Below are 17,910 nucleotides of genomic sequence, written 5' to 3'. Positions count from 1 at the left end.
TCTCTACTTCGTTTTCTCATACTTGACGAACATCGAAACATTCATCAGTATGCCAAGCGCAATCGACAGGAATACTACTGATGTACCTCCGTAACTGATGAATGGCAGTGTAACGCCTGTCAACGGGATCAGTCCTGTCAATCCTCCTAAATTCACTAGTGTTTGGATAGCAATCAAGCTGCCTACACCAGCCGCAAGCATTCGTGCATGTGCATCTTTTGTGCGCAATGCAACAGTAAACGCTCTCATTACAATAAAGAATAGACCCCCAAGAACAAGCGTTGTTCCAAATATGCCTGTTTCTTCAGAGATTACAGCCATGATAACATCAGTATGGGGTTCAGGTAAATACCCAAGTTTCTGAATAGAGTTTCCAAGACCCACCCCTTTCAGACCTCCGGCACCTATTGCGATGTAGCCATTAACGATTTGCAGGCCTGATCCCTGAATGTATTCAAAGGGATCTGTGAAGGCAAGAAAACGCCCCATTCGCGATACGGTCATGACTGTATCCCACTTAATCCACAGGACAATTCCGATTAAAACACCAAGTAATGCAAAGAATCGGCTGATGATTAAATAATTTTTTACTTTCATTCCGCTGGCCATAATAACCGATATAGCCACCAGGAATAAAATCATCGTTGCCCCGAAATCCGGCTCCAATAGAACTAATAACAGAGAAGCCGTCAAAATGGAAAACGTCGGAAAAATCGTCGTTTTTATTTCATCCAGTGTTCCCGCGTAATACTTATTTGCGAATACACCTGAGAAATACACGATAAAGGCAATTTTCGCCACTTCAGTCGGCTGCAGGTTCCCAAGCCCGAATGGGAGGGAAAGCCAGCTCTTCGCTCCGACTGCATCACCAAACCCTATGAATTTGACAAGAACTAATAGTGTAAACATGATACCAAGTGCAGTATATAAGAACTTCTTACTTCTGTAGTGCCGGTAAGGTATTATGGATACAACGAGAAAGGCCGGTATAGCAATTGCCAGACTCTTTATCTGTTTTTTAAAGAAATGTGATGGCTCGAAATTATAAATATTCATGGACCATACCATGCTGGCACTGTATATCATAATCAGGCCAAACACGCAGAGCAGCATATATACTGCAAATAACGGATAATCAAAATTGCGTAAAATTCGATTCATATAAGTCTTCATTTTCCTTGTACCTCATCGTCCTAAATAAAAAACTCAAACTGTTGGAGTAGTTTGAGTCTTCCATTTATTTATTTGTATACAGTTCATGCAAGATGTTTAACTCTTTTTCCAGCATAGAGAGTATTTCACGGCCCTTTTCATGCTCAACGAGACCGAGCTTCACGGCAAAATCAATTTCACGGGACAGCCCGTACATTTGCGTATCGAGTACTTCCTCATATAGCGGACATTGCGGCATAGTTAAATTATCCATTTGAACTTTGATCAGCTTCGCAATTTTCTCTGCGTCGATCTGCAGTTGTTTCATGGCTTGTTCTTTGTACGTATCTTGAACTTCTATATCCATGGAGACGCCCCCATTACTCATTATTCCCGCAAGGTGTTAATGTCTAAATTGTATCTTTTGCTTATGAAAATTGCAAGCGTTACCCAATGAAAAAAATGATCTGAAATGAAATCCTTTTCACTTCATCTATGAAACGGTATACTTACTCTAGTGACAATTGAATGAGGGGGAAGTATCTTGGAACTGATTATACCGATTACCGGAAATGTTAAACATGCGATCACGCTGGATCCTACCGTTTGGATATTTGATGATCGCCGAATCGATCTTGACGAATTTTTTACAGAGGGATTTGTCGAGAGAGATGAAATGGAAGAATATAAAGAAAAGATGGGAAAGCACTGGTCACGCGAAATTATGGAAGGTGCCATCTATCCGCCTACTTTGAAAAGTGAAAAGCGCTACGAGAAGAACAAAATGCTTTCAAGCAGCTTCGGCATCGTTTTGAAACCTTTTATTCATAATGCTGTACCGTCAGCAAACGCCAAGACGTTCACATTAATTACAAAAGACGACAAATACACGTACCCACTTGAGGAAGCGGCCAACATTATTTTCAAATTCAGTCATGAAGGCAAACCTCTTCGTGAAGATGGACCTGTCCATGTACTGTTCAAAGACGGGTCGAATAAAGATTCACCGATCCGTGATGTTCATGCAATCCAAGTGGACTGAAGGAGTGGCTGGAATGCGCGTAAAATGTGTCCTTTGCGACCAAATCAATCAATTGCCAGATGATAATCCACTCGCCAAGAAGTTGCGGAATAAGCCCATTCATACGTATATGTGCCCAACCTGCAAAGAGCGGATCAGTGATTTGACAGAGAAACGGATTGCGACCGGTAATTTTGTCTTTTACCGCAGCTCGCATCTGCCAGAAAAAGATTTTTAATCAAAAAAAGACTCCGTTGTTATTGCACAACGGAGTCTTTTTTGTGTTCGTTCATCCGACGGACACGATAGATAATAAGAATGGCAGCGGCCACAAACAGTCCTTCTACTATCGGAAGGAAGAAGGCCAGGAATGTCAAAATTAAGCATCCGATAAATAAAAATGCATAGATGACGACATTCCGCCAAAAACTGATCTTTCTTGCAAATCCAAGCTTATACACAATAGCAGACATGATGAAAACGAGCGCCAACAGAATATAGCCGGCCATCGTGAAATCAGGCGCAAGTTCATAGATCATGCGCGCGATTCCCGACATCCGATTGTAGACCATTTCTGAATCTTCTACTCTCATTTCATACATTCCCTTCTATCTATATTATTCGCCAAGTTTCTTCTTTTTATTTACACGTTCACGTTCACTCTTGTCGAGAATTTTTTTGCGCAGACGGATAGTTTGCGGCGTAACTTCACAATATTCGTCATCACCAATATACTGCAATGCTTCCTCAAGCGACAAAATACGCGGTTTTTTCGTTGTAACTGTTTGATCTTTTGTTGCGGAACGAACGTTGGTTGCATGCTTAATTTTCGTCAGGTTAATGGTCAAATCACTGTCCCGGTTGCTTTCCCCAACTACCATGCCTGCATAGATTTCCGCACCTGTTTCAACAAACATTGTTCCGCGGTCCTCCAGCTGCATAACACCATAGCCGGTGACTGTACCGTTCTCCATTGAAACAAGAACCCCGTGACGTCTGCCGCCGATTTTACCGGATGTAACCGGCTTGTAGCTGTCAAACGTGTGGTTTAGAATTCCGTATCCGCGCGTTAATGTTAGGAATTCTGTTGTATAACCAATCAATCCGCGGGCAGGCACTAAGAATATTAGACGCACTTGTCCATTGCCGTTATTGATCATATCCAGCATTTCACCTTTACGCTCACCGATAGATTCAATGATAGATCCAGTATGTTCTTCTGGCACATCAATTTGTACACGCTCGAAAGGTTCGCTTCGCTGCCCGTCGATTTCACGAATAATTACCTGCGGTTTAGAAACTTGCAATTCAAAACCTTCACGGCGCATGTTTTCGATCAAAATAGACAAGTGCAGTTCACCGCGTCCGGATACAATCCACTCGTCCGGAGAATCTGTCTGATCTACACGTAATGAAACATCTGTCTCAAGCTGCTGATCCAGACGCTCTTGAATCTTACGCGCAGTTACCCATTTCCCTTCGCGTCCTGCAAACGGGCTGTTGTTGACTAAGAAACGCATTTGCAGCGTAGGCTCATCAATGTGAAGCTCAGGAAGTGCTTCCTGATGATTAGTCGGGCAGACAGTTTCACCAACGTCAATATCACCCATCCCGGAAACCGCTACAAGGTCACCCGCGTATGCCTCTTCTACTTCTACGCGTTTCAGACCCATAAAGCCATACAGTTTGGTTACACGTAAATTCTTTACGGAACCATCCCGTTTAAGTACCGCGACCTGCTCTCCAACCTTCATTGTTCCGCGGAAAATACGTCCGATTCCGATACGGCCGACGTAATCATTATAATCCAGCAAAGATACCTGGAATTGAAGCGGCTCATCACGGTTATCAACTGGTGACGGGATATTTTCAAGAATTGACTCATAAAGTACACGCAGCGTATCTTCCTGAGTCTCAGGATCTGGAGAAAGACTTGCAGTCCCGTTAAATCCAGAAGCATAAACAACCGGGAACTCCAATTGCTCATCGTTTGCATCCAGCTCGATGAATAATTCCAGTACCTCGTCCACCACTTCTTCAGGTCTTGCAAATTCACGGTCGATTTTATTTACAACTACAATCGGCTTCAGGTTTGTTTCTAACGCTTTCTTTAGAACAAAGCGTGTTTGCGGCATACATCCTTCGAATGAATCGACAACTAAGATGACGCCGTCTACCATGCGCAGAATTCTTTCTACTTCGCCGCCAAAATCAGCGTGTCCGGGTGTATCCAGGATGTTAATTTTTGTATCATTATATTCAATAGCTGTATTTTTAGCTAAGATCGTAATTCCTCGTTCACGTTCTAATTCATTTGAGTCCATTGCACGGTCATCCACGTGCTCGTTTGACCGGAAAATCCCGGATTGTTTTAGTAATTGGTCGACCAATGTCGTTTTACCGTGGTCTACGTGAGCAATAATTGCAATATTTCTAAGATCTGTACGTTCGTTTGTCATTTTTTCACTCCGTTTATCTTTATTTCAGATGTTCAACTGTGTTATTATAGCACAAGATCGTTCATTTAAATAATATTTAATTTTATATGGAGGGATTTTTTTGAAAGACATTAAGTGGATTTTCGTAATTTATTCACTCGGCGCCGTACTTTCCATGTCTGCAATTGGTGTTGGAATCGGCATGCGCAGTCTGCTGGTTGTCGTCCTTGCCATTGCTGCCCTGATTCTGATCATGGGCAACGGATTTAAAACAAAAGCACGTATGCGCAGGGAAGGCACGCTATAAATAACTCAAAGGGACTGCAAATTAAACCTCTCAGGTTTAACAAACAGTCCCTTTTTTTATTTTAGTCGGATATATTTTGTCAGTATTTCCTCATGCAGTCCCGGACGTGTGACAATAAATGTGTCAGTTCCAAGAAGATGCGGTTTTACACCTTCTAAATTTGTTGCTACCGCACCTACTTCTTGTGCGATGACGATTCCCCCTGCTATATCCCAAGGAGCCAGCCGCATCGAAATATACGCATCAATTCTTCCTGACGATACATATGCCAGCTCAATCGCCGCTGAACCGTATGAACGGGTGCCGCGGCAGCGTGTGACAAGCTCGATAATTTTTTCATTTTCCACCCGGTGATTCGGTGCAACCCAGCTGGCGTTGATGCCGATGATTGCTTCCTCAAGCGGTGTGATTTCAAGTTGCGGCAGCCGCTCGTCATTGAAATAAGCGCCTTCGCCTTTTGCTGCATGATACAGTTCATCACGCATTACATCATATATGTAGCCCAGCATCCCCACGCCGTCTACATAAATCCCCAAAGATATTGCAAAGTTTCGTTTTTGATGGATAAAGTTCATCGTACCGTCAATAGGATCCAGGAACCAAACGACTCCCTCAAGCGAAGAAATCCTGTCTCCAAACCCTTCTTCCGAAACCATTTTATGTTCGGGAAAGTCTTGTCTTACCCGCTCAATAAAAAAGCTCTCCACTTCTCTATCGATGTTGGTAACCAAATCATTGGCATCTGCCTTAGAATCGATGTCAATTGTACTGAAAAATGACACGCGTATCTTGTGGCCAGCCTCTTTGATTAACGATTTTGCATATCGATCGATCGCATTAAGATTCATTATGCCACCTCTTCCCATTCCGACTAGTGCTAGTATAACATACAGCAAACGGAACAAAAGGGAATACGGTTACAGGAGTTTAAGTAAAAAGACATCCCGTCACATTTTCTTCAATTCTGAAGGAAATGGGGATGTCTTTTTACTGAGTTGCACTTACACCGTGAATACATTTAGCGTCTCCAATTCGTTGTGAATTTCAGCAAGCCTCGTCTTACTTTTTTCAACTTGTGCCGTGTCCTGTTCTTGCAGTGCATCATAAAGAGTAGCTAATTCATAATCCAGTTCCAAATGCAGTGTTCTGATATATTCTCTCTCAACATCTTCTTTTCGGACGAAATGAACAACCTGTTTCATTAGTAGCACCCCTTTTAATTAGTGATTGACTCCGACCGCCTTATAATAAGGTATGTGAAGATTGCGACTTCAAGTGGTTGGGAGCCTTGTTATTTTAAATTATTCCCCGTTTACTGATAAGATAAACGTAGTGATTACAAACTGGAGGAGATTTTCTTGACTCAGTCTTATTGGTCAGCAAAAGAATTTGACGTTTTCGCCATTGAAGGCCTGGACAAGCGCATGACAGCTTTACAACAAAACATTCAGCCTAAATTTGCTGAACTCGGAAACCATTTCGCACACCGCCTTTCCGCCCACGGCAAAGGTGAGTTTTTTCCACATGTCGCAAAACACGCAAGACGAACGGTAAATCCACCTACAGACAGCTGGGTGGCATTCGCTCCTGCTAAACGGGGTTATAAAGCGCTGCCTCACTTTCAGATTGGCTTATGGGGCACCCATTTATTCATCGTGCTTGCAATTATTTATGAAAATCCTGATAAAAAAGGCATTGCGGAACGATTAGAGAAAAACATGCAAGTTCTTACATCATTGCCGGATGATTTCATCGTATCCGGAGATCACATGAAGCCTGAAGCAGAGTTAATCTGTGAAGCGGGCAGCGGAGGTCTCGAAAAGTTGCTGGACCGTCTGCAGACAGTTAAAAAAGCGGAGTTTTTAGTGGGCCGGCACCTTCCAAGAGAAGATGCCGCAAAAATGAACGAACAGCAGTTTTACGCCTATGCAGAAGATACACTTACACAATTACTGCCTGTTTACGATACAGTTATTCATTCATAAAAAAACTGTATGCGGGCACACAATACGGCAGATATAAATCTGCAAATATCAGAATTTCAGTAAGCAAAATATATAAAAAACTGCTTGAAACCGTGATAATACAACATGGATTCAAGCAGTTTTTTTATTCGGCAGGACTGTATATGATACATTGTTTTATTTTTTCAGTTTCAGCAATTCCCCGCTTCGGCCTTCCTTAGCTGCTTTTACGGCACGGAAGGAAACGTAGCCGCTGCTTTCCTCAAATTCTTTACATAACGTTTTTTCTTCGGCCATGGAAGGAACCACGCTTTTGAATGCGCGGTAATATTTCATAAATTCATCCCGCTCAACCGATGATTCAAACGCTTGCTCTACCTTATTGAAAAAGTCAATCACTTTCACAATTTCTTCTGTTGACCAATCCGCACGCAGCGGATATTGATATCCTGCCATCGTCGCCACTCCTTAATTTATTGTCCATTTTTCACGTATTGACAGCGCTTCCTTTTTCATACGCGCAAATAATTCAGCGACTGCCGGCACATCTTCAATCATTCCTGCGACTTGTCCGCCCCAGCCGAATCCTTGATCTGCATCACCTTCATGGATGAATTTACGGTTAGCTTCCCCGCTAATATAAGTTTTCAGTCCTTCATAGCCTGCGCCTTCCGCTTCTTTTTCCAGAATCCGTTTTGTCCAGTCATTTGATAATGCGCGAGCCGGTGCACCGATTGTCCGTTTGATAATCGTCGTATCCTGCTCACTGCTTGCAAGAAGTGATTCAATATAGGCTGGAGATGCGTCTACACACTCTTTTGTTGCGATAAAACGCGTACCCATTTCTATCCCTTCCGCCCCCAGCGCATGCGCAGCCATCCAGCCGCGGCCATCGCCTATGCCGCCGGAACCGATCACTGGTATACTGACGGAATCTGCAATTCTCGGAATTAAAACCATCGTCCCGATATCATCGCGGCCCAAATGACCGCCGCCTTCCTGTCCCACAGCGATGACAGCGTCCGCACCAATTTCTTCTGCTTTTTGCGCTTGTCTTCTCGCAGCGACTAGTACCATCTTTTTCACCGCAGTTCCTTTTAGCATATCAAACAGCGGCGCAGGATTCCCTCCGGTTACCGAAACAATTTCGATATTCTCCTCAAGCGCGACATTCACCATATCCTCGTAAGATCTGCTATGACTGCCTATCGCGAAGTTTACGCCAAACGGCTTATCTGTCTTTTGCCGCACAGAGCGGATTTCATCCCTTAAGGCCTCAGGGGACGGCAGGCTCATCGCAGTGATCTGGCCTAATCCGCCTGCCTCTGAAACCGCAGCCGCCAAATCAGCATATGCCAAGTGCGCCAAACCGCCTTGCACAATCGGATATTCGATTCCAAACAATTCCGTCACTCTAGTCTTCCACATAACATCCCCACTCCCCTTTTTTCAAAATGTGAAAATAACCCATGAGAAAACATTCCCATGGGTTGTGAAATTCATGTTGTTTTATTTCGTCATCATGTGAATCGGTTTGCCAAGAGCAACTTCTGCCGCTTCCATTGAAATTTCTCCCAATGTCGGGTGAGCGTGAATTGTCATGGAAACGTCTTCCAATGTCATTCCCGCTTCAATCGCCAATCCGAGTTCTGCGATCATATCAGAAGCGTTTTCCCCAACGATTTGAGCGCCCAGCAATAAACCGTCTTCTTTACGCGCCACAAGCTTTACAAAGCCTTCTGTCGCATCCAGTGAAAGTGCGCGGCCATTTGCAGCGAACGGGAATTTACCGGTAACTACTTCATATCCTTCATCTTTTGCCTGTTTTTCGTTCAAGCCTACAGTCGCAAGTTCAGGATCTGTGAAGCAGACAGCCGGGATTGCCATGTAATCTACTTCAGATTTTTCGCCTGAGATAGCTTCCGCAGCAATTTTCGCCTCATAAGAAGCTTTATGTGCAAGCTGAGGTCCCGCAACGATATCACCGATTGCATAAACATTCGGAACGTTCGTACGGCACTGCTTGTCCACTTCGATCAAACCGCGGTCAGTCATATTCAAGCCAAGACCTTCCAAGCCGATTTCATCCGTGTTTGGTCGGCGGCCAACTGTTACAAGAACGTAGTCCGCTTCAATCTTCACTTCTTCACCTTTTGCTTCGTATGTTACTACGACGCCGTCTTTTGTTTCTTCCACGCCTTTAGCAGATGCTTTTACAACAACTTCCACACCTTTTTTCTTCAGGCCTTTTTTGACGATTTGCGTCATTTGCTTTTCGAATCCTGCCAGAATATCGTCCGCACCTTCAAGAATCGTGACTTCAGAACCAAGGTTTGCATAAGCTGAACCAAGCTCTGTACCGATATAGCCGCCGCCGACAACGACAAGCTTTTTCGGCAGCTCTTTCAAATTAAGAGCACCCGTAGAATTGATTACGCGGTCAGAAAATTTGAAGGATGGAATTTCCACAGGACGTGAGCCAGTTGCAATAATGACATTGTTGAACTTGTACGTTTGAGCAGATGATTCTGTCATTACACGTACAGTATTAGCATCCACAAAGTATGCTTCTCCTTCAACTGTCTCTACTTTATTGCCTTTTAACAGACCTGACACGCCGCCTGTCAGTTTTGAGACGACGCCTTCCTTAAACTTCATAGCTTTCGAAAAATCAAGTTCGACAGACTTCGCAGTGATTCCCATAGTATCGGAATTCTGAGCGGACACAAAACGGTGCCCGACAGAAATCAACGCTTTGGACGGAATACATCCAACGTTTAAACAAACGCCGCCGATTTTTCCTTTTTCTACGATTGTTACTTTCTGACCAAGTTGTGCTGCACGAATTGCTGCAACATATCCCCCTGGGCCTGAACCTACTACGAGCGTGTCTACTTCAATTGGAAAATCTCCTACTACCATTTGCTTTACGCCTCCATTAATAAAAGTGATGGGTTCCCTAGTAATTCCTTAAGATAGTTTAACGCTAATTGCCCCGTTACGCCATCAATTACTCGGTGATCGAACACTAAGGATAATGCTAACATAGGTGCCGCTACAATTTCACCATTTTTCACCACAGGTTTTTCAGAAATTCTTCCGACTCCTAAAATAGCTACTTCAGGATGGTTAATAATTGGCGTGAACCACTGTCCGCCTGCTGAGCCGATATTTGTGATTGTGCACGACGCGCCTCTCATTTCAGATGCCTGAAGTTTTCCGTCGCGAGCTTTTCCGGCCAGTTCATTTACTTCGCTGGAAATAGCGAATACTGATTTACGGTCTGCATTTTTAACAACTGGAACCATAAGTCCGCGGTCTGTATCTGCGGCAATTCCGATATTATAATAATGTTTTTGGATTAACTCTTCTGTTGCATCATCCAGCGATGTGTTCAATTGCGGGAATTCACGCAATGTCGCAACTAGCGCTTTCACTACATACGGAAGATACGTCAGTTTAATATCTCTTTCTGCAGCGATCGCTTTAAATTCTTTACGGTGCGCGACAAGCGCTGTTACATCTACTTCATCCAGCAATGTAACGTGAGCCGCTGTATGTTTGGAATTCGACATAGCTTTTGAAATTGCTTTTCGCATCGGAGTCATCTTCTCGCGTGTTTCAGGGAATTCTCCTTCAAGCACAGGTGTCTGCTTTTCAGATGCTGCCTGCGTATCCATTACAGTTTCAGCATTTTGCTGCGCATCAGCTGTTTCTGCTGCAGTCTGCTGCTGTCCTCCTGATTTGAATGAATCCACATCTTCTTTTAACACACGGCCGTTTTTGCCGCTGCCTGACACTTGCGCAATCGCAACGTCTTGTTCACGTGCGTACTTGCGGACAGAAGGCATCGCAATGACACGAATATTTTCACCCGCGTCATCATGCGAGGCTTTAGGCGCCTGCTCTGTTTTCTGTTCTGCTGCCGGCTGCTCTGCTGGAGCCTGTTCAGGTTTCGCTGAACCTTGGCTGCCTAGTGCTTCCCCTACTTGCTCATGAGATTTTTCTGCACTTGCTTCTTCGGATGAAGAATCTGCACTCTCTTCTTCATGATCGTCATGATCCGGAATCCCGTGATCCGGTGCGTCGAAGCGGATCAGCTTATCTCCCACAACCGCCACTGTACCTTCTGTCACATATATTTCTTCTACAGTTCCCGATACAGGTGACGGGATTTCTACTACAGATTTGTCATTTTGCACTTCTAGCAATGTATCATCTTCCTGGATTTCATCGCCCGGCTTCACGAACCATTTGACGATTTCCCCTTCGTGTATACCTTCACCAATGTCTGGCAATCGAAATTCATAAGTCACGTAATTCACCCTTCCTCGTTTGTTCTGTCAGTAATTAGAATGTCAGTACTTCTTTTGCTTTCGCCGCAATATCTTTTGCATTAGGCAGCCATGTATTCTCCCCAGCTGCAAACGGATAGACCGTGTCTGGCGCAGTTACACGCAGCACAGGTGCTTCCAGGCTTAAAATAGCACGTTCGGTAATTTCAGCGACAACATTCGCAGCAATGCCTGCCTGACGCTGTGCTTCTTGCACAACAATTGCTCGGTTTGTCTTTTCTACGGATTGAATGATTGTTTCAACATCGAGCGGCTGAATCGTACGAAGATCAACTACTTCAACTGAGTAGTTCTCTTTCTCCAGCGCTTCAGCAGCCTTTAAGCTTTCCTGAACCATCGCACCATAGGCAATGATTGTCAGGTCCGTACCTTCACGCTTCACATCAGCTTTCCCTAAAGGAATCGTGTACTCTTCCTCCGGCACTTCCTGTCTGAATGAGCGATATAACTTCATATGTTCTAAGAAAATGACTGGGTCGTCACTCTTGATTGCAGAAATTAAAAGGCCTTTTGCGTCGTAAGGAGTCGACGGGATTACGACCGTTAAACCAGGCTGTGCAGCCACAAGCCCTTCGAGGCTGTCCGCATGCATTTCCGGTGTCGCTACACCGCCGCCGAATGGCGCACGGATGGTAATCGGCGCATTGAAGTGTCCACCAGTTCTGAAACTCATTCTTGCCATCTGTCCACTGACAGAATCCATTACTTCAAACAAGAAGCCGAAGAATTGGATTTCCATAATTGGACGGAACCCTGTAAGCGCCAGTCCGATCGCCAATCCGCCAATACCGGATTCTGCAAGCGGCGTATCAAATACGCGGTCTTCCCCGAATTCTTGATGGAGGCCTTCCGTTGCGCGGAAGACACCTCCGTTTGCCCCTACGTCTTCACCAAACAGCAATACATTTTCGTCTGCTTTCAGTTCAGTGCGGAGCGCATCTGTAATTGCTTGAATCATTGTCAACTGTGCCATGAATCAGTTCGACTCCTTTCCAACATAAACATCTAATTGTTCTTGTAAGTTAAACGGCATATCGCCTTTATACATAATTTTCATGAAATCCGACGCTTTTTGTTTTGGTACAGCGTCTGCTTTTTTGATCGCTTCTTTTATTTCTTCTTTCGCGCGTTCAATCACTTTTTCTTCCTGCTCTTTAGACCAGATGCCTTTCGCTTCCAAGTATGTTCTGAAGCGGACAATCGGATCACGCTTTTCCCATTCATCATCTGTATCAGATGTACGGTAGCGCGTCGGGTCGTCACCGGCCATCGTGTGCGGACCATAGCGGTAACACATTGTTTCAATCAGCGTAGGGCCGTCTCCGTTGACCGCACGCTCTCTTGCGTCGCGTGTCGCCACGTACACCGCCAGCGGGTCCATCCCGTCAACAAGCACACTCGGAACGCCTGCAGCTACACCTTTTTGCGCCAATGTTTTCGCAGCAGTCTGCACATCACGGTGCGTGGAGATTGCATACTGGTTATTCTGAATGATGAAAATCGCCGGCACCTGATATGCTCCTGCGAAGTTCAATCCTTCATAGAAGTCCCCTTGAGATGTTCCGCCGTCACCTGTATACGTAATGACCACTGATTTCTGGCCTTTCTTCTTAAAGCCAAGACCAACTCCGGCCGCCTGAATATACTGTGCGCCGATAATAATTTGCGGCGGGAATATGTTAAGCCCGTCAGGCAGCACACTTCCTGCATAATGGCCGCGTGACCATAGGAAAGCCATGTGCAGCGGCCAGCCATGGAATAATAATTGCGGAACATCACGGTATCCCGGAAGAATGAAATCGTCTTTTTCCAGTACGTATTGGGATGCAAGCTGGGAAGCTTCCTGTCCTGCCGTAGGTGCATAAAAACCAAGACGCCCCTGTCTGTTCAATGAAATGGAGCGCTGGTCTAAAATACGCGTATAGACCATGCGGTTCATTAATTCCACTAATTCTTCATCAGGAAGTTTCGGATCTAACTCTTTATTCACAATCTTTCCTTCCTCATTTAGAATCTGTACCATGTCAAACTGGCTTTCAACCAGTTGAAGCGCTTTCACCGGATCGTACTGATTTCCTTTTTTCGCTACCATATCTTGATCTCTCCTTCTTATCTGTATTATAATTTTCTCTTTTAGAATTAATACAACAGTGTATATTTCTTAGTATACTTAAAACTGATCACTCGGTCAACCATTGTAACTAAAGACTTTTTCAATATTACTTACTTTTAAGAAATATTAACTGTACTAACACAATATCATTTCTGTGTTGGTACAGATGTGTTTACTTTCGGCAGTGATGCCTCCCAGACCGCCGGCATTAAATGTATGAAATGTGAATCACCCGATCCGCACTCTGACTTTTGTTCTTTCTCTTACATGTTTCCTTATTTCGCCTTTTCTAAACTTACTATTGCACGTCCGGCCAATCTGTTTGCCTGCAGTGTCAATTCATTATATTCTTCCAGCGTCTGCCGGCAAGAAATCAGTAAGTTGTTTACTTCGGCCGCATATTTTTGCAGTTCTCGGTCACGAACCTCCCTGTCTTCAAGCTGTGTATATAACTGAGTCTGACTGTCAATCATTTTTTTATACTCTAAAACAAATGTTTCGTGCTCTTCGTAACGTTTTTGCAATACAGCGGCTACAGCCTCAACTTGCGTCTGTTCGGATGAACCCGCAGAAGCTGCCCATTCGGAAAGTCGCTCCACTGCTTCCTTCGCTTTATCTGCCGCATGCTCCTCTTTTTCCAGAAGGTTTGTCCGTTCGTGCGCAGACTTTTTTAATGCAGCCACACGCTGCTTCACTTCGGGATATTTCCGCTGTGTCAGTTCCATCGCTTCATTGAAAAGGTCCTGCTCTTTACGTTCCAGCTTAGTTAACTTCTTCACAATGGTCTTCCCCTGATTATCTTTTTCATCTACTGCGACTAATAATTCTTTGAGCTGCCGGTCCATTGCCGGCTCTTTGGAACAGGCAGTTAATAGAAGGAGTATGAACAGAGAATACATAATTTTCTTCATTAATTGACCTCCTAATGTTTCATCACACATTTTCCTTTCACCCTTTTTCTCATTCGTTTATACTGTATAAGAGGAAATGGATTTGTATGATTATATACCCGCACCTGCGCGTTGTAAAAGCGCACTGCGGATTGTAGTATACCCAATATATCCGAAAGGAAGAGCAGAAATGATTTTAATGAAAGATATTATCCGGGAAGGCCACCCTACTCTGCGCAAGAAGGCGGAGGAAGTAAAATTCCCTTTAAGCGACGAAGACCGGCAGCTGTGCGATGACATGATGGAGTATATCGTCAATAGCCAGGACGATGAGCTGTGCGAAAAATATGGACTGCGCTCCGGAATCGGTTTGGCAGCACCCCAAGTCAACGCCTCCAAAAGAATTTTTGTTCTCCATATACCTGATGAAGAATATGCGCTGGAAAACTTTATCGCCATCAATCCGAAGATCGTCAGTCACTCTGTGGAAAAAACCTATATTTCTACGGGAGAAGGCTGTTTATCAGTCGATCGCGAAGTGCCGGGTTATGTGCCGCGCTATGCCCGCATTACAGTAAAAGCTTTTGATAAAGAAGGCAATGTAATCAAAAAGCGGTTAAAAGGACTGCCCGCGATTGCATTCCAGCACGAACTGGACCATCTGAACGGCATAATGTTTTATGACCATATAGATGAGAATGCTCCATATAAAGAAATACCGGACGCTGTCCCATTTGATAGAGAGTAAAGGATTTAAACTTGACAGACTGGCGAAAATCTGTTACAGTCATATCAAGGAGTGATGACGCCATGTATAAACGTCTGAAACGCAAATTGCTTAGACGACTCAATGGCCTGCTCGGTAAAAAGACGATTGCCTAGACTATTACGCCCGCCAAGTAATTGGTGGGCTTTTCTTTATTTTAGGGAAATTGCATGCTATTATTGAGGATATGACTTATAACGAACGTAAAAAGGAGAGTTTAACATGATTTTCAAAGTTTTTTACCATGAAAACGTACACCAAGTTCCAGTCCGCGAAAACACACGCAGCTTGTATGTAGAAGCTGAAACAGAAAAAGAAGTCCGCGATCAATTACAGAATCGTGAAATAATGATTGAATACATCCAAAAGCTGGAAGGCGAGCATTTAGCATACGAACAAGCTTCCCCAGACTTTCAGGTTGAGCAGGTCTAATCGATGAAATCTATAAAGAACAATGAAACAGCCGTTTTTGCCCTAGGCGGACTAGGTGAAATCGGTAAAAATACGTATTGTGTACAATTCCAGGACGAAATCATTATTATTGATGCCGGCATTAAGTTCCCTGAAGATGAATTACTAGGCATTGATTACGTAATTCCGGATTACACATACTTAGAACGCAATATCGACAAGATTAAAGGACTTTTCATCACACACGGCCACGAAGATCATATCGGCGGAATTCCTTACTTGCTGCGCAAAGTGAACGTACCTGTATATGGAGGCAAACTGGCAATCGGACTGCTTCGCAATAAGCTGGAAGAGCACGGCCTATTGCGCACAACGGAAATTCATGAAATTGAAGAAGATGATTTCATCAAGTTCCGTAAAACAGCAGTATCGTTTTTCAGAACTACACACAGTATTCCTGATGCGTACGGAGTAGTCGTCAAAACACCTTCAGGCAATATTGTTCATACAGGAGACTTCAAGTTTGACTTCACGCCCGTCGGTGAACCAGCCAACTTACACAAGATGGCGAAGATCGGCAGTGAAGGCGTCCTTTGCCTATTGTCAGACAGTACGAATGCAGAAGTGCCAAACTTTACGATGTCTGAAAGAAAAGTCGGAGAAAGCCTGAATGATATTTTCCGTACAGTAGACGGCCGGATTATTTTCGCTACATTCGCTTCAAACATTCATAGACTGCAGCAAGTCATAGAAGCAGCACAGATCTTCGACCGTAAAATCGCAATTTTCGGACGAAGCATGGATAATGCGATTACCATCGGACGCGAACTCGGATATATTGATGCGCCGAAGGAACTGTTTGTGGATTCGCAGTCACTCAACCGCCTCCCTGCCAATAAAGTCATGATTTTATGCACCGGCAGCCAAGGGGAACCGATGGCGGCATTATCCCGCATTGCAAACGGTACGCACAGACAAGTGCAAATCCAGCCTGGAGACACAGTCATCTTTTCATCATCACCAATTCCAGGAAATACACTCAGCGTTAACAAAACGATCAACTCTCTGTTCCGTGCAGGCGCAGAAGTAATCCACGGTCCATTAAACAACATCCATACATCCGGACACGGATCACAGGAAGAGCAGAAACTCATGCTGCGTTTAATCAAACCGAAGTACTTCATGCCGATACACGGTGAGTACCGTATGATGAATATGCATTCTCAACTTGCAATAGACTGCGATGTCGAGCCAGATAATATTTTCATCATGGGGAATGGAGACGTTCTTGCACTTACTGATTCATCAGCAAGACTTGCAGGGCGTGTACCTTCAGGCGATGTCTACATTGACGGCAGCGGAATTGGAGATATCGGCAACGTTGTACTGCGTGACCGCCGCATCCTGTCAGAAGATGGCCTGGTGATCGTTGTAGCCACAATTGATACGAAGAAGAACCGCTTAGTTTCGGGTCCTGATCTCATTTCTCGCGGGTTTGTCTATATGCGCGAATCAGGAGCAATGATCAATGAAGCACAGTATATGCTGTCCAAAACATTACAGCGTAAACTGGCTGCAAAACCGGATTCTGTGAACAACCTAAAGGGCGATATTATTGATACACTCGTTCCGTATCTGTATGAAAAAACAAAGCGTAAACCTATGATTCTTCCTGTTATTATGGAATTGTAAATATTACCAAATACAAAAAGCAAGCGCTAAACAGCACTCGCTCAATATAGAAGGCAAAATCCGTAATGTTCGGATTTTGCCTTCTTTTTATTTATATGGTTTGACATGTGCACTCGTTCCGCGCAATATTACCTGTTGATTAATGCAATGCTCTGCGTTCAAAACGGTGAATATCTAAATCAGATCCAATGACGATCAGTATGTCATTGACTTCAATTTGCTCAATTGCCTGCGGTGAGACGAGTATATGTGTACCGCGCTTAATCGCTACAATATTTACTCCATACTTGGCCCGAATATCCAAATCTATCAGCGATGATCCCGCAATATGATCATTGGCCTGAATCTCAACGATAGAGTATTCATCAGACAGCTCCAAATAATCCAGTATATTATTGGAAACCAAATTATTCGCAATCCGCTTCCCCATATCCCGTTCAGGGTGAACGACTTGATCCGCTCCAATTTTACGCAGCACTTTTTCATGATAATCATTTTGCGCTTTTACTGTAATTCTCTGCACGCCAATCTCTTTTAAAATTAGCGTCGTCAAAATGCTTGCTTGAATATTTTCCCCGATCGCGATAACGACATGTTCGAAATTTCGTATGCCTAATGAACGCAGTGCGGCTTCATCTGTCGTATCTACCGCAACGGCCTGTGTTGCGATATTCGCAAATTCGTCCACACGTTCTTCCGACTTGTCAATGGCCATCACATCTGCTTCAAGCTCAATCAGTTCTTTAACAATACTGCCTCCAAAACGGCCTAAACCAATTACTACAAATTCCTTTTTCATAT

The 17,910-nt window shown here is 44.1% G+C and carries 21 protein-coding genes; 7 read left to right on the top strand and 14 right to left on the bottom strand.

The features are described from left to right. Positions 1-3: 3 nt before the first annotated feature. Complete coding sequence (locus tag SporoP37_RS13945; RefSeq protein ID WP_081244244.1) at positions 4-1,173, bottom strand: FtsW/RodA/SpoVE family cell cycle protein; 1,170 nt, start codon at positions 1,171-1,173, stop codon at positions 4-6. Between the two features lie 64 nt (positions 1,174-1,237). Then, positions 1,238-1,519, bottom strand: coding sequence for an Fpa/YlaN family protein (locus SporoP37_RS13940; RefSeq protein WP_081244243.1), 282 nt, complete (start codon positions 1,517-1,519; stop codon positions 1,238-1,240). Between the two features lie 177 nt (positions 1,520-1,696). On the opposite strand from SporoP37_RS13940, the gene SporoP37_RS13935 reads away from it, so the two are divergent. After that, positions 1,697-2,194 carry a hypothetical protein gene (locus SporoP37_RS13935; RefSeq protein ID WP_081244242.1) on the top strand — a complete coding sequence of 166 codons (498 nt, stop codon included), beginning with the start codon at positions 1,697-1,699 and terminating at the stop codon, positions 2,192-2,194. Between the two features lie 13 nt (positions 2,195-2,207). Further along, a complete protein-coding gene (locus tag SporoP37_RS13930) occupies positions 2,208-2,411 on the top strand; it encodes a YlaI family protein (RefSeq protein WP_085431277.1) in 204 nt (67 codons plus the stop codon). Between the two features lie 19 nt (positions 2,412-2,430). On the opposite strand, the gene SporoP37_RS13925 is transcribed toward SporoP37_RS13930, so the two are convergent. Further along, the gene (locus SporoP37_RS13925; protein WP_335697148.1) at positions 2,431-2,766 is read right to left on the bottom strand and encodes a YlaH-like family protein; all 336 of its coding nucleotides are present in this window, start codon (positions 2,764-2,766) and stop codon (positions 2,431-2,433) included. 24 nt (positions 2,767-2,790) lie between these two features. Beyond that, positions 2,791-4,632 (bottom strand): translational GTPase TypA, encoded by a 1,842-nt coding sequence (typA, locus tag SporoP37_RS13920; RefSeq protein WP_081244239.1) that lies wholly within the window; start codon positions 4,630-4,632, stop codon positions 2,791-2,793. Positions 4,633-4,732: 100 nt separating this feature from the next. Here typA and SporoP37_RS13915 point away from each other — a divergent pair, with 100 nt between their 5' ends. Continuing rightward, positions 4,733-4,918, top strand: coding sequence for a YlaF family protein (locus SporoP37_RS13915; RefSeq protein ID WP_081244238.1), 186 nt, complete (start codon positions 4,733-4,735; stop codon positions 4,916-4,918). A gap of 56 nt (positions 4,919-4,974) precedes the next feature. Here the strand turns inward: SporoP37_RS13915 and SporoP37_RS13910 are convergent, their stop codons facing one another. Together SporoP37_RS13910 and SporoP37_RS13905 are read right to left on the bottom strand one after the other, a co-directional pair. After that, positions 4,975-5,766, bottom strand: coding sequence for an inositol monophosphatase family protein (locus tag SporoP37_RS13910; protein WP_081244237.1), 792 nt, complete (start codon positions 5,764-5,766; stop codon positions 4,975-4,977). Between the two features lie 153 nt (positions 5,767-5,919). Next, the gene (locus SporoP37_RS13905; RefSeq protein ID WP_081244236.1) at positions 5,920-6,120 is read right to left on the bottom strand and encodes a hypothetical protein; all 201 of its coding nucleotides are present in this window, start codon (positions 6,118-6,120) and stop codon (positions 5,920-5,922) included. Positions 6,121-6,276: 156 nt separating this feature from the next. Between SporoP37_RS13905 and SporoP37_RS13900 the strand changes: the two genes are divergently transcribed. After that, positions 6,277-6,903, top strand: a complete 627-nt coding sequence (locus SporoP37_RS13900; protein ID WP_081244235.1) for a YktB family protein — start codon at positions 6,277-6,279, stop codon at positions 6,901-6,903. 156 nt (positions 6,904-7,059) lie between these two features. On the opposite strand, the gene SporoP37_RS13895 is transcribed toward SporoP37_RS13900, so the two are convergent. From SporoP37_RS13895 to SporoP37_RS13865, 7 genes are all read right to left on the bottom strand, one after another. Beyond that, positions 7,060-7,338: a UPF0223 family protein gene (locus tag SporoP37_RS13895; RefSeq protein WP_081244234.1), complete on the bottom strand. Its 279-nt coding sequence runs from the start codon at positions 7,336-7,338 to the stop codon at positions 7,060-7,062. Positions 7,339-7,350: 12 nt separating this feature from the next. Further along, complete coding sequence (locus SporoP37_RS13890; RefSeq protein WP_085431275.1) at positions 7,351-8,310, bottom strand: NAD(P)H-dependent flavin oxidoreductase; 960 nt, start codon at positions 8,308-8,310, stop codon at positions 7,351-7,353. A gap of 81 nt (positions 8,311-8,391) precedes the next feature. After that, positions 8,392-9,804 carry a dihydrolipoyl dehydrogenase gene (gene lpdA, locus SporoP37_RS13885; RefSeq protein WP_081244232.1) on the bottom strand — a complete coding sequence of 471 codons (1,413 nt, stop codon included), beginning with the start codon at positions 9,802-9,804 and terminating at the stop codon, positions 8,392-8,394. Positions 9,805-9,809: 5 nt separating this feature from the next. Continuing rightward, complete coding sequence (locus SporoP37_RS13880) at positions 9,810-11,198, bottom strand: dihydrolipoamide acetyltransferase family protein (RefSeq protein ID WP_085431274.1); 1,389 nt, start codon at positions 11,196-11,198, stop codon at positions 9,810-9,812. 34 nt (positions 11,199-11,232) lie between these two features. Then, positions 11,233-12,210: an alpha-ketoacid dehydrogenase subunit beta gene (locus SporoP37_RS13875; RefSeq protein WP_081244230.1), complete on the bottom strand. Its 978-nt coding sequence runs from the start codon at positions 12,208-12,210 to the stop codon at positions 11,233-11,235. A 3-nt stretch (positions 12,211-12,213) separates the two neighbouring features. Beyond that, a complete protein-coding gene (pdhA, locus tag SporoP37_RS13870; protein WP_085431273.1) occupies positions 12,214-13,329 on the bottom strand; it encodes a pyruvate dehydrogenase (acetyl-transferring) E1 component subunit alpha in 1,116 nt (371 codons plus the stop codon). 296 nt (positions 13,330-13,625) lie between these two features. After that, entirely contained in the window at positions 13,626-14,261 is a 636-nt protein-coding gene (locus SporoP37_RS13865) for a YkyA family protein (RefSeq protein ID WP_158233630.1), read from the bottom strand. A gap of 169 nt (positions 14,262-14,430) precedes the next feature. Between SporoP37_RS13865 and def the strand changes: the two genes are divergently transcribed. From def to rnjA, 3 genes are all read left to right on the top strand, one after another. Beyond that, on the top strand, positions 14,431-14,988 hold the full coding sequence (def, locus tag SporoP37_RS13860; RefSeq protein WP_081244874.1) for a peptide deformylase: 558 nt from the start codon (positions 14,431-14,433) through the stop codon (positions 14,986-14,988). Positions 14,989-15,228: 240 nt separating this feature from the next. Next, positions 15,229-15,438 carry a DNA-dependent RNA polymerase subunit epsilon gene (locus SporoP37_RS13855; RefSeq protein ID WP_081244227.1) on the top strand — a complete coding sequence of 70 codons (210 nt, stop codon included), beginning with the start codon at positions 15,229-15,231 and terminating at the stop codon, positions 15,436-15,438. A gap of 3 nt (positions 15,439-15,441) precedes the next feature. Next, on the top strand, positions 15,442-17,109 hold the full coding sequence (rnjA, locus tag SporoP37_RS13850; protein WP_081244226.1) for a ribonuclease J1: 1,668 nt from the start codon (positions 15,442-15,444) through the stop codon (positions 17,107-17,109). A gap of 139 nt (positions 17,110-17,248) precedes the next feature. On the opposite strand, the gene SporoP37_RS13845 is transcribed toward rnjA, so the two are convergent. Then, positions 17,249-17,908, bottom strand: coding sequence for a potassium channel family protein (locus tag SporoP37_RS13845; protein WP_081244225.1), 660 nt, complete (start codon positions 17,906-17,908; stop codon positions 17,249-17,251). Between the last annotated feature and the right edge of the window lie 2 nt (positions 17,909-17,910).

It is taken from the genome of Sporosarcina sp. P37, from assembly GCF_002109365.1.
Taxonomy (GTDB): Bacteria; Bacillota; Bacilli; order Bacillales_A; family Planococcaceae; genus Sporosarcina.
This window is presented reverse-complemented; position numbering and strand designations above follow the sequence as displayed.